An 11,536-nucleotide genomic window follows, 5' to 3' on the forward strand; every position below is an offset into this window, starting at 1 on the left:
GCGGATTTGTCAATCATTTCAAGATGGACTACCGGCAATGGGGAGCGTTCGCTATCATGCGGCCATCGGCGTGCCACCGACCCTCATTCGACGCTCTGCATCCCTGCGCGTCGCGGCACGCCTCCCGTCGCCCCAACCAGGAGAAAGCCGCTCATGAGCATCATCAAGGAATTCAAGGAGTTCGCCGTCAAGGGCAACGTCATGGATCTCGCCGTCGGCGTGATCATCGGCGGCGCGTTCTCGAAGATCGTCGACTCGGTCGTGAAAGACCTCATCATGCCGGTCATCGGCGTGCTGACCGGTGGTCTGGATTTCTCGAACAAGTTCGTTCTGCTCGGCACCATCCCTCCGACGTTCAAGGGTAATCCCGATTCGTTCAAGGACCTGCAGGCCGCGGGTGTCGCCGCGTTCGGCTACGGCTCGTTCATCACCGTGGCGATCAATTTCGTCATCCTCGCGTTCATCATTTTCCTGATGGTGAAATTCATCAACAAGCTGCGCAAGCCGGAAGAAGCCGCGCCGGCCGCGACGCCGGAAGACACCGTGCTGCTGCGCGAGATCCGCGATTCGCTGAAGCAGCGCTGATCGCCGAGCGCCCCGCCTGCCAGGCCCGCCCCGTGCGGGCCTTTTTGTTGCGTGCGCGATGCACCGCCGCATGCGGCCTATCTCACTTTTTTGTGACGGGCGAATGCACGCGCGGGGAAAGCAGGTCTATGATGGAGACTAAACGACAGTACGGGCGCCAAGACGCTGGCTGTGTCGATCATGGCGAGCAGGTCGACGGGAGACATTGATCGTCGTACTGCACGAAGGCAGCATTTTCGTGTGCTATAAAGGATCGACATGCGGCGTACATAGCCGGGAGTGGGTCGCATGAAAGTGCCGCATTTCTTGCAATTGTTTTTGAGGCGAGTGTTTATGTCCTTCCCGAAAAAACGTCGGCGTGCCCAGCAGGATGGCCAGGAGTCATTCCTCGCGGTATTGCGCCACTCGAAACCGTTTGCCCAGCTCGACACCAAGATTGCCCGCGCCCGTGCGCAGGACGAACCCGTCCTGTACGCGCATGTGCTGCCCGGTCTCGACGTGCTCCTGTGCAGCGTGCGCGGTGCCCAGCCGCCCTATCCCGCCATTGCCGAGCTGCGCAAGCGCTGCATCGAGTCGATCGCCAACGCGCTCGAGCAGCCGCTGGACGGCCTCGAGAACGGTGGATATTGGTACGAAGCAAACGGCTTCGGCTTCCTCGTGTTTGCCAGCCGTGCGCGTGCGCGCATCCTGCCCGAGTTTGGTGCAGGCACGAAAGCGAGCCTGCGCGGCGGGCTCGGCCGCCAGAACGCCGGCGACACGACACCTCGCTCCCTCGGCTGATCCGCCTGCCATTCGATGGGCCGCCTCCGGGCGGCCCATCTGCCATTCACGCGCCCCGCTTGCCCGTCACGACACCTGCTGACGCCCGTTGCCGGGCCGCACGATGTCGATGAACGCGGCGAAATCGGCGCCGGCGAGCCCTTGCGCGGCGCCGAGCCGCAACACCTGCTGCACGGTGGCCGACACGGGCATTACCGCGCCCGTGTCGCGCGCCGCGTCGGCAATTGCATCGACGTCCTTCTGGAACGTGCTGAGCGCGCCGATCGGCGGATGGCCGCCCCGCGCATGACCGCCCGAGGTCATGCGCGGCACGAACGTCTGCAGCAGCACTGAATCGGCCCAGCCACCCGCGAGCGCTTCGGCGAGTCGCGCGGCATCGATGCCGCTCGCCTGCGCGAGACCGACTGCCTCGGCGATCGCGGTCACCGTCGCAGTGACGATCGCCTGGTTGCACAGCTTCGCCGTCTGCCCCGCGCCCGCGTCGCCCATGTGCGTGATGCGCGACGCATACGTGTCGATCAGCGGCCGCACCGCGTCGAGATCGGCCGCGCGACCGCCGGCCATCACCGCGAGCGTGCCGGCCTGCGCGCCGGGCACGCCGCCCGATACCGGCGCATCGACCCAGCCGACGCCGAGCGCGGCCGCGCGCGCCGCGTAATCACGCGTGGCGGCGGGCGGAATGCTCGAATGATCGACGATGCGCTGCAGGCGACGCGTAGCGGCGTCGCCGGAGAGCAGCCCGTGCTCGCCGAACACGACGTCGCCCACCGCGCGGCCGTCGAGCACGCACACGCATACCGTCTCGACGCGCTCCGCCAGTTCGCGCGGTGTGCCGACCACCTGCGCGCCGTCCTTCACGAGCGCCTCGGCCTTGTCGCGCGAGCGATTCCACACGCTGACCCGATACCCGGCCGCCAGCAAATGCCGAATCATCGGCGCGCCCATCAATCCCGGTCCGCAAAATCCGACTTCCACGATGTTCCTCGTCTCCGATATGGGTTGAACTTGCCGCCCATCATACCTATCACTCAAGAAGCCGGGCACGCGCGGCGCCGCTTCGGGACCACGGCTTGCACCGGCCATCCATACCGATATCCCAGGGAGCGCATCATGAGCGACCACGTGTACAAGATGATCGAGCTGACCGGTTCGTCGAAGCAATCGAGCGACGACGCCATCCGCAACGCGATCTCGAAAGCCGGCAAGACGCTGCACAACCTGCACTGGTTCCAGGTGACCGAAACACGCGGCCACATCGAAGGCGACCAGGTCGTTCACTGGCAGGTCACGCTGAAGGTCGGCATGCGCATCGACGACTGACGCGCACGCCGCATCACACGCCGCGCCGCGATCCGGATCCGCGCAACACGGGTCCGGGCGGCGCCGCGCGCTTCGCTTCGCACCCCGTTCGGGCCCCTCGTCGCGGCCCGGCCGGCGGACGTCTGCGGGTATCCATCCCTTGACGCTGGGCCAGCTTCATATTAAAAACGATATACCCCCCTGCCCCCTCGATCAGCCCAGACATATAAAACGGAGATATCATGAGTCAGCAACGCGAGGCGATCGACACGTACCTCTTGCGCGTCTTGCACACCTTGTTGATGGAGCGCAGCGTCACGCGCGCGGCCGTCAAACTGAACCAGTCGCAACCGGCGATCAGCGCCGCGCTGCGGCGCCTGCGCGACATCACCGGCGATCCGCTGCTGGTGCGCGGCAAATCCGGCATGGTGCCGACCGAATACGGGCTGCGTCTGCTCGAGCCCGTGCAGAACGCGCTGCGTGAAATCGAGCGCATCAAGTTCCAGCAGCACAACTTCGACCCGGCCACGTCGATCCGCTGCTACCGGATCGGCTGCCCCGACTACCTGAACGTGCTGTTCGTGCCGACCGTGGTCGAGCGTTTCCGGCAGGCCGCGCCGAACGCGACGCTCGAATTCCACTCGCTCGGCCCCGCGTTCGACTACGAGCTCGCGCTGGAAGACGGCAAGCTCGACATCGTCGTCGGCAACTGGCCCGAACCGCCCGAGCAGCTGCACCTGTCGAACCTGTTCGTCGACGAAATCGTCTGCCTGATGAGCAACACGCACCCGTTCGCAAAGCGCGGCGGGCTCACGCTCGATCAGTACCTGAACGCACCGCATCTCGCGCCGACGCCGTACTCGGTCGGCCAGCGCGGCGCGATCGACGTGCATCTCGCGCGCGAACGGCTCAAGCGCCACGTGGTCGTCACGCTGCCGTACTTCAACCTTGCACCTTACGTGCTCGTGAAGTCCGACCTGATCTTCACGACGACGCGCCTGTTCGCCGATCACTACGCGAAGTTTCTGCCGCTGTCGGTCGTGCCGGCACCGCTCGACTTCCCGCCGATGCAGTACTACCAGCTGTGGCACGAACGCTGCCACTACTCCGACGAAGTGCGCTGGCTGCGCAGCCTCGTCGCCGAAGCCACCCGCACGCTGATCGAGCCGTAACGGCACGCACCGACCGCGCCGTCCCGGCGCGGCACGGCACGGCACGGCGAATGCTGGCGGCACGCCCGGCGGCAAGGCAGCCGCCGGACGGCTTCAGTCTTCCCTCAGCGCGATGCCTCGACCAGTGCCTGCGCGAGCGTGTTGTGACGCGCGATGACGGGCGGCAGGTCGAGCGTCGCCAGCCGCCCCTCCCGCACCACCACCTTCCCGTTCACCACCGTGTACGCCGTCTGCGACGGCGCGCAGAACACGAGCGCCGCGACCGGATCGTGCAGCGCGCCCGCGAACAGCGGCTGACGCAGGTCGAACGCGGCGAAGTCGGCGGCCATGCCGGGCTTCAACGCGCCGATATCGTCGCGGTTCAGTACCTTCGCGCCGCCGAGCGTCGCGATCTCGAGCGCTTCGCGCGCGGTCATCGCATCGGGTCCGAAACCGACCCGTTGCAGCAGCAGCGCCTGCCGCACTTCCGCGACCATCTGCGCGCCGTCGTTCGACGCGGAGCCGTCGACGCCGAGGCCGACCGGCACGCCCGCGAGACGCATCTTCTTCACCGGCGCGATACCCGACGCAAGCCGCATGTTCGAGCACGGACAGTGCGCGACACCCGTGCCGGTGCGCGCGAACAGGCTGATGCCCGCGTCGTCGAGCTGCACGCAGTGCGCATGCCACACGTCGTGGCCGACCCAGCCGAGGTCTTCCGCATATTCGGCCGGCGTCATCCCGAACTTCTCGCGGCTGTACGCGATGTCGTTGACGTTCTCCGCGAGGTGCGTGTGCAGCGACACGCCGTATTCGCGCGCGAGCACGGCCGCGTCGCGCATCAGGTCGCGGCTCACCGAAAACGGCGAGCACGGCGCGACGACCACGCGCAGCATCGCGTACCGGCCTTCGTCGTGATAGGTCTCGATCAGGCGCTGCGTGTCGCGCAGGATGTCGGGCTCGCGCTCGACGACCGAATCGGGCGGCAGCCCGCCGTCGCGCTGGCCGACGCTCATCGCGCCGCGGCTCGCGTGAAAACGCATGCCGATCCGCTGCGCTGCGCCGATGCTGTCGTCGAGGCGGCTGCCGTTCGGGTAGATGTACAGATGATCGCTCGACGTCGTGCAGCCCGACTGCAGCAGCTCGGCCATCGCGGTGAGCGTCGACACCTCGATCATCTCGGGTGTCAGGTGCGCCCAGATCTTGTACAGGTTCGTGAGCCAGCCGAACAGCTCGGCGTTCTGCGCGGCCGGCACCGCGCGCGTGAGGCTCTGGTACATGTGATGGTGCGTGTTCACCAGCCCCGGGATCACGAGGTGGCCGCGCAGGTCGAGCACTTCGTCGGCCGTGTCGGGCAGCTCGGCGGTCGGGCCGACCGCGACGATCCGGTTGTCTTCGATATAGAGCCCCGCGTCGCGCAGTTCGCGGCGTGTGTCGTCCATGGTCACGAGCACGTCGGCGTGCTTGACCAGCAGGGTTTTCGGGCGGGATGAGGAGGTATTCGGCGCGCGTGCGCCAGCGTGCTGCTCGAGGTTCATGCGTTCTCCGCGTCGGTCTGCTTCCAGGGGCTGATCCTGGAGGCGGTCACACAGCCGTTCGAACGCTGAGTCGCGGCACGCTCCGGTGCCTGCGTCCGTTCGAACGCCCTGGCCCGGTTACCCGGCGTGCTCGCCGTCTTCGGGGTACGCGCGGGCCATAAGGCCGACGCGCACGGCGGCAGGATCGCCCAAGCGCGCGCCGCACACAATGCGCGATCCGGAATACCGCGTTTCACGGTTTCGATATGGTACGCCGCGCAACGCCCCGCCGGAGGCCCGAAACGCCCGCCGAAAGCCGTATCCGGCGTGCCGTCGACAGCCGCTCATGCGCGGCGCATTATCTTTGATATCGCGCCCGTATTTGCGCGGGGAACCTTTTTACAATGCCTGCACGGCGCTCGCTTCAATCTCGCCGACGGGTATGTAGCCACGTGACGTGGAGCCTCGATCCGCCGCACAGTCAATGGATCGAGTCGCCGCCGAACCTCGCATTCACACAAGGACAATTGCGAATGGGAAAGCTCACTACCCACGTACTCGATACGGCGCACGGCCGTCCCGGCGCTGCAATCAAGGTGGACCTCTACGCGCTGGACGGCGAATCGCGCCGCGCAATCAAGACCGTGCTGACCAATAGCGACGGCCGCTGCGACGAACCCCTGCTCGAAGGCGCCGCGCTCGCCGCCGGCGAATACGAACTCGTGTTCCATGCCGGCGACTACTTCGCGTCGCTCGGCGTGAAGGTGCCCGAACCCCGTTTCGTCGATCGCGTCGTGCTCCGCTTCGGCATCGCCGACACCGGCTCGCACTACCACGTGCCGCTGCTCGTGTCGCCGTGGTCGTACAGCACCTATCGCGGCAGCTGACATCGCATCAGCGCCCACATCAAGACAAAATCTGAGTCTGGAGGAGTTTCATGGAAGGCTTCATCACCGACTGGCTGAACCTCGCGCTGCGATGGCTGCACGTCATCGTCGCCATCGCGTGGATCGGCGAGTCGTTCTATTTCGTCGCGCTCGACAACAGCCTGAAACCGCCGACCGACCCGAACCAGCGCAAGCGCGGTGTGTTCGGCGAGCTGTGGCACGTCCACGGCGGCGGTTTCTACAACATGCAGAAGTACACGGTCGCTCCGCCGGAAATGCCGGATGACCTGCACTGGTCGAAGTGGCCGTCGTACACGACCTGGCTGTCGGGCTTCTCGCTGTTCTTCGTGCTGTACCTGCTCGCGCCGAACACGTACCTGATCGACAAGAGCGTGCTCGACATGGGCCCGGTGGTCGCCGTCGCCTCCGCGCTCGGCTTCCTCGCGGCCGGCTGGATCGTCTACGACTCGCTGTGCCGCATCCTCGGCACCAACGACCGCGTGCTCGGCATCTGCGTCGGCATCTACGTGGTCGCCGCCGCCTACCTCGCGTGCCACATCTTCGCAGGCCGTGCCGCGTACCTGATCGTCGGTGCAATGCTCGCGACGATCATGTCGGCGAACGTGTTCTTCGTGATCATCCCCGGCCAGCGCAAGATGGTCGACAAGATGCTCAAGGGCGAAGAGCCGAACCCGATCTACGGCAAGCGCGGCAAGCAGCGCTCGGTGCACAACACGTACTTCACGCTGCCGGTGGTGTTCGCGATGCTGTCGAACCACTATGCGATGACCTACACGAACAAGTTCAACTGGGTCGTGCTCGTGATGATCATGCTGGCCGGCGCGCTGATCCGCCAGTTCTTCGTGATGCGTCACCGCGGCAAGCAGCTGTGGTACCTGCCGATCGGCGGCGTCGCACTGCTGTCGGCCGCGCTGGTCTGGACGATGCCGAAGCCGGTCGCGCCGGAAGCGCAAGCTGCCAACGCGCCGAAGATCGTGATCGCCGACATCATGCCGGTTCTGCAGCAACGCTGTGTGGAATGCCACTCGGCAAAGCCGACGCTGATGGGCAGCGCCCCCGCGGGCGTGATGTTCGACACGCCGGACGAAGTGTCGAAGAACGCGCAGCGTATCTACGAACAGGCCGTGCGCCTGAAGGCGATGCCGATCGGCAACGTCACGCACATGACCGACGACGAGCGGACCAAGCTCGCCGCCTGGTTCGAGGGCGGCGCAAACAAGTAAGCCGCCGTGCGCTAGATGTTGGTTACGGCGCAATCCTCTCCGTTCGCGGGCCCGGTAACGGGCCCGTTTTTTTTGCGTGCGCCGGATGCCCTTCGCGCGTCAGCCGCGCATCGCGTCGCGCTGGAGCGCGACCAGCGCATCGAGCGCGCGCGGGCCGTCGTCGAACGGCACGAAGATGTGATCGTGGTAGGCCGCCGCCATCACGTTGCAACTGATGCCGGCTGCGCCGAGTGCACGTGCGAACGCCGCCGTGAGGCCGACGGCCGCGAGGTCGGAATGCACGGTCAGCGTGATCCAGGCCGCACGGAACAGCACCGGCCAGCCATGGCGCGCGGCCGTCTCCTCGTCGACGACGACCGTCAGCCCTTCCGTTTCTCGGAACGTTGCAATGACTTCGGATAACGATACGTTCGTATCGGGCCGCAGCGATGCGAACGCGAACGCGCCCGGATGCAGTTCGGGCTGCATCGTGCGCAGCAGGATCGCGAGGTCGTTTTCAGGTTGGCTCATCGGAGGAATAAGCCCGGAGTCGGGCATCGTGCGGTGGCGATGCGGGCACGATAGCACGCGCTGCCACCATCACCATCGCTACGCGCGCATCGTCGCGACTTCATCCGCGAGCCAGTCGCGCAACGCGACGATGCGCGGATCGTCCTGCGTGCGCTCCGGATACACGACGTGATACGCAAGGCCGGGCGCCACCTCGACATTCACGTCGAACAACCGCACGACGCGCCCTTCCGCGAGATCGCGCGCAATCATGTGCGGCTCTGCAAGACCGACCGCCGTGCCGTCCGTCACGGCCTGCACGACGTGGCTCGAATCCGGAAACGAGATGCACCGGCTGTCGTCGAAACCGTCGACGCCCGCGGCCGCCATCCAGGCCGACCAGCGCGGCCAGGTCACGCCGTCGACTTCGCAATCGACGTGGCAAAGCGTGTGGCGCAGCAGATCGCGCGGCTTGCGCAACGGCGGCGCGGACGACAACAGCGCCGGGCTGCAGACCGCGACGACCGACGTATCGAACAGGCGCCGCGCGCACGTGTCGCGATAACGCCCGGTGCCGAAGCGGATCGCAACGTCGACGTCGTCGTCTTCGAAATCGCGCAACCGGTCGGTGATGTCGAACGACAGCTCGAACGCCGGATGCGCGGCCCTGAAACGCGGCAGGTGCGGCAGCAGCCAGTGCGTCGCGAAGCGCGCACCGACCGACACGCGCAGCTCCGTCTGCTCCCGCGCGATGCGTCGTGCCCGCACGGTCGCACGCTGAAGCCCCGCCAGCGCATCGGCTGCCGCAGCAGCCAGCACGACACCGGCCGGTGTCAGCTGGATGCTACGGCTCGTGCGGACGAACAGCTCCATCTCGAGCTGCGCCTCGATTTCCTTGATCTGGTGACTGACGGCCGCCGGCGTCAGTCCGACCTCGTCGGCCGCCCGCGAGAAATTCAGGTGCCGCGCCGCCGCATCGAACGTCCTCAGCGCGCGCGTACCGGGCCACATGCGTTCCATCGATCTTCAAACCGGATTTGATGATCGTTCAAAAACTACTCGTTTTTCAAGCGCCCATCAATCGGCAAACAATAGGCTTTCTTGAAAATGTGGCGAGCCCCCCGCCGCTCGCGACCGAACCCGGAGATCCATCGATGACCGTTGCCCCGTTCCCGTCCGTCGTCCAGCTCAACGGCGTTGCCGCCACCCCGGACGCGCTCGCCGCGCTCGCGTTCGCCGGCCATGCGCATTTCACCGCGATGCAGGTGCGCGACGGCCGCGTGCGCGGCCTCGACCTGCATCTCGCGCGGTTGCGCGATGCGTCGAACGCGCTGTTCGGCCAGGCGCTGCCCGACGACCGGATTCGCACGCTCCTGCGCGCCGCGCTCGATCGCGCGCCGGCTGCGCTGTCGCTGACGGCAACCGTGCATGCGACGACGGGCGAATTCGTCGCGCCGCGCGACGACGAAGCGCTCGACGTGCTGGTCCGCACCGCCGCGCCGTCGTCGGGTCCGGCGGGCTCGCTCGATCTTGCGCCGTTCGAACACGAGCGCGTGCTGCCGGACATCAAGCACGTCGGCGAAGTCGCGAAAACACACTTCCTGCGCCGCGCGATCGCGCAGGGTTTCGACGATGCGGCCTTCGTCGATCGCCACGGGCGCATCAGCGAAGGCTCGATCTGGAATCTGGCGTTCTGGACCGGCGATGCGGTCGTGTGGCCGGTGGCCGGCATGCTCGGCGGCGTCACGATGGGGATCCTGCGCCGGCAACTGACACGCCTGGGCGTCGCGCAGCACGATCGCGAACTGACGCCGGCCGACCTGCCGTCGCTGGCCGGCGCCGTCGTGATGAATTCGTGGACGCCCGGGATCGCCGTGCGCCGGTTCGGCACGGCGACGCTACCCGACTCATCGCCGTTCGTCGCGCTGCTGCATCGCGCGTACGAACAGGAGCCGCCCGTCACACCGTGACGCGCAGGCCCTGGGTTGGGCACGGCTCACCCGTCGACCGTCTCCGGCAGCCGCGCGATCGCCTTGATTTCGAACTGGAAGCCATACAGCCAGGTCACGCCGACGGCGGTCAGCGTCGGATGCGGCGCGTCGCCCCAGTATTCGGGGACGATCTCCCAGATCCGCTCGAACGTCGCTTCGGGATCAACGAGGAACACCGTCACGTCGACGACGTCGTCGAACGTGCAGCCGGCCGCGCGCAGCACCGCATTCAGGTTGTCGAACGCGCGGCGGACCTGCGCGCCCAGTTCCGGCTCGGGCGAGCCATCCTCGCGGCTGCCGACCTGCCCGGACACGAACAGGAAGCCGTTCGAGCGCAGCGCCGGCGAATAGCGGTTGCGGTCGTACAGCGCCTGGCGACCGGGCGGGAAAACCACGCTACGCTTTACCATCCAACACCTCCTTCGGTTTGTGGGGCGCAACCGCCCCGGCATCAACGATGAAGGCACTTTAAGGATCGTTGCCCGGCGAATAAACCGGCAACCCTGTCCAACACTGTTTGCACGTCCCAAACAATTCCGACCGACGCGGAGCCGTAACCCGATGGATCGATTCGACGCAATGCAGGCGTTCGCCCGCGTAGTGGAAGCCGGCAGTTTCACGAAGGCGGCGGACACGCTGCACATGAGCCGTACCACCGTCACGCAACTCGTGCAGCAGCTCGAAGCACGGCTGCGCGTGAAGCTGTTCAACCGCACGACGCGCAAGGTCGTCGTCACCGCGGACGGCGCCGCGTACTACGACCGCGTCGTGCGGCTGCTGGCCGACATGGACGATGCCGAAACGAGCCTGTCCGCGGCCTCCGCGTCGCCCCACGGGCGACTGCGCGTGGACGTGCCGAGCCCGTTCGCGCGCCTGATCCTGATCCCCGCGCTGCCCGCGTTCCATGCGCGTTATCCGGACCTCCAGCTCGACATGGGCGTGAGCGACCGCGTGGTGGACGTAATCGGCGAAAACGTCGACTGCGTCGTGCGCGGCGGCGAGCCGACCGACCGCGCGCTGGTCGCGCGCCGTGTCGGCGACCTGCGGCTCGGCGTGTACGCGTCGCCGGCCTATCTCGCCCGCGCCGGCACGCCGACGCATCCGGACGAGCTGGAGGACACGCATCACCGGATCGTCGGTTTTCTGTGGGCACGCACCGGCAAGGCGTTGCCGTTCGAGATGGCATGCGACGGCGAGCAGGTCACGGTGCGCGGACGCTACGTGCTCGCGGTCGACGACGGCAACGCGTACCTCGAGGCCGGTCTCGCCGGGCTGGGCATTCTGTGGCTGCCCGACTACATGGCCGGCGCGCATCGCGCCCGCGGCGAACTGGTGCCGCTGTTCGAGCGATGGCAGCTCGAACCGATGCCGATGTACGTCGCGTTCCCGCCGAACCGGCACGTCAGCGCGAAGTTACGCGTCTTTATCGACTGGGTCGCCGAGCTGATGGCGCAGCATGCGCCGGTCGCGAACCGGCGCCGCGGCGGCCACGGTTCGCGCGACACGCGCAAACCGCGGCGACCTGAATCGCGAGAAAGCGACCGGACATAAAAAACCCGCGCCAATTGCGCGGGTTTCGACAGGCAGTCAGTC

General features: G+C 66.8%; 13 protein-coding genes. 8 read left to right on the forward strand and 5 right to left on the reverse strand.

Features of this window, described 5'->3' with window-relative positions; all coding sequences use genetic code 11:
• Nucleotides 1–153: 153 nt before the first annotated feature.
• Both mscL and BDO18943_RS20915 read left to right on the forward strand, forming a co-directional pair.
• A complete protein-coding gene (mscL, locus tag BDO18943_RS20910; protein WP_006487991.1) occupies nucleotides 154–585 on the forward strand; it encodes a large conductance mechanosensitive channel protein MscL in 432 nt (143 codons plus the stop codon).
• 333 nt (nucleotides 586–918) lie between these two features.
• Nucleotides 919–1,365 carry a hypothetical protein gene (locus BDO18943_RS20915; protein ID WP_027784713.1) on the forward strand — a complete coding sequence of 149 codons (447 nt, stop codon included), beginning with the start codon at nucleotides 919–921 and terminating at the stop codon, nucleotides 1,363–1,365.
• 66 nt (nucleotides 1,366–1,431) lie between these two features.
• Here the strand turns inward: BDO18943_RS20915 and BDO18943_RS20920 are convergent, their stop codons facing one another.
• Nucleotides 1,432–2,340: an NAD(P)-dependent oxidoreductase gene (locus BDO18943_RS20920; RefSeq protein ID WP_175023860.1), complete on the reverse strand. Its 909-nt coding sequence runs from the start codon at nucleotides 2,338–2,340 to the stop codon at nucleotides 1,432–1,434.
• A gap of 135 nt (nucleotides 2,341–2,475) precedes the next feature.
• Here BDO18943_RS20920 and BDO18943_RS20925 point away from each other — a divergent pair, with 135 nt between their 5' ends.
• Both BDO18943_RS20925 and BDO18943_RS20930 read left to right on the forward strand, forming a co-directional pair.
• A complete protein-coding gene (locus BDO18943_RS20925; RefSeq protein WP_011352399.1) occupies nucleotides 2,476–2,685 on the forward strand; it encodes a dodecin in 210 nt (69 codons plus the stop codon).
• 221 nt (nucleotides 2,686–2,906) lie between these two features.
• A complete protein-coding gene (locus tag BDO18943_RS20930; RefSeq protein ID WP_006490213.1) occupies nucleotides 2,907–3,836 on the forward strand; it encodes a LysR substrate-binding domain-containing protein in 930 nt (309 codons plus the stop codon).
• A 104-nt stretch (nucleotides 3,837–3,940) separates the two neighbouring features.
• Here BDO18943_RS20930 and BDO18943_RS20935 read toward each other — a convergent pair whose 3' ends face one another.
• The gene (locus BDO18943_RS20935) at nucleotides 3,941–5,353 is read right to left on the reverse strand and encodes an 8-oxoguanine deaminase (protein ID WP_175023861.1); all 1,413 of its coding nucleotides are present in this window, start codon (nucleotides 5,351–5,353) and stop codon (nucleotides 3,941–3,943) included.
• A 512-nt stretch (nucleotides 5,354–5,865) separates the two neighbouring features.
• On the opposite strand from BDO18943_RS20935, the gene uraH reads away from it, so the two are divergent.
• Together uraH and BDO18943_RS20945 are read left to right on the forward strand one after the other, a co-directional pair.
• Entirely contained in the window at nucleotides 5,866–6,219 is a 354-nt protein-coding gene (gene uraH / locus BDO18943_RS20940; RefSeq protein ID WP_011352401.1) for a hydroxyisourate hydrolase, read from the forward strand.
• Between the two features lie 50 nt (nucleotides 6,220–6,269).
• Nucleotides 6,270–7,463, forward strand: a complete 1,194-nt coding sequence (locus BDO18943_RS20945) for a urate hydroxylase PuuD (RefSeq protein WP_043188007.1) — start codon at nucleotides 6,270–6,272, stop codon at nucleotides 7,461–7,463.
• 99 nt (nucleotides 7,464–7,562) lie between these two features.
• Here the strand turns inward: BDO18943_RS20945 and BDO18943_RS20950 are convergent, their stop codons facing one another.
• Nucleotides 7,563–7,973, reverse strand: a complete 411-nt coding sequence (locus BDO18943_RS20950; RefSeq protein ID WP_175023862.1) for an ACT domain-containing protein — start codon at nucleotides 7,971–7,973, stop codon at nucleotides 7,563–7,565.
• Between the two features lie 78 nt (nucleotides 7,974–8,051).
• Nucleotides 8,052–8,972, reverse strand: coding sequence for a LysR substrate-binding domain-containing protein (locus BDO18943_RS20955; RefSeq protein WP_175023863.1), 921 nt, complete (start codon nucleotides 8,970–8,972; stop codon nucleotides 8,052–8,054).
• A gap of 134 nt (nucleotides 8,973–9,106) precedes the next feature.
• Here BDO18943_RS20955 and BDO18943_RS20960 point away from each other — a divergent pair, with 134 nt between their 5' ends.
• Nucleotides 9,107–9,922, forward strand: coding sequence for an aminotransferase class IV family protein (locus BDO18943_RS20960; RefSeq protein ID WP_175023864.1), 816 nt, complete (start codon nucleotides 9,107–9,109; stop codon nucleotides 9,920–9,922).
• A 26-nt stretch (nucleotides 9,923–9,948) separates the two neighbouring features.
• Here the strand turns inward: BDO18943_RS20960 and BDO18943_RS20965 are convergent, their stop codons facing one another.
• Complete coding sequence (locus BDO18943_RS20965; protein ID WP_043187994.1) at nucleotides 9,949–10,353, reverse strand: RidA family protein; 405 nt, start codon at nucleotides 10,351–10,353, stop codon at nucleotides 9,949–9,951.
• A 151-nt stretch (nucleotides 10,354–10,504) separates the two neighbouring features.
• On the opposite strand from BDO18943_RS20965, the gene BDO18943_RS20970 reads away from it, so the two are divergent.
• Nucleotides 10,505–11,494 carry a LysR family transcriptional regulator gene (locus BDO18943_RS20970; RefSeq protein WP_175023865.1) on the forward strand — a complete coding sequence of 330 codons (990 nt, stop codon included), beginning with the start codon at nucleotides 10,505–10,507 and terminating at the stop codon, nucleotides 11,492–11,494.
• The last annotated feature ends 42 nt before the right edge of the window (nucleotides 11,495–11,536 follow it).

The sequence above is a fragment of the Burkholderia aenigmatica genome, assembly GCF_902499175.1.
Taxonomy (GTDB): domain Bacteria; phylum Pseudomonadota; class Gammaproteobacteria; order Burkholderiales; family Burkholderiaceae; genus Burkholderia; species Burkholderia aenigmatica.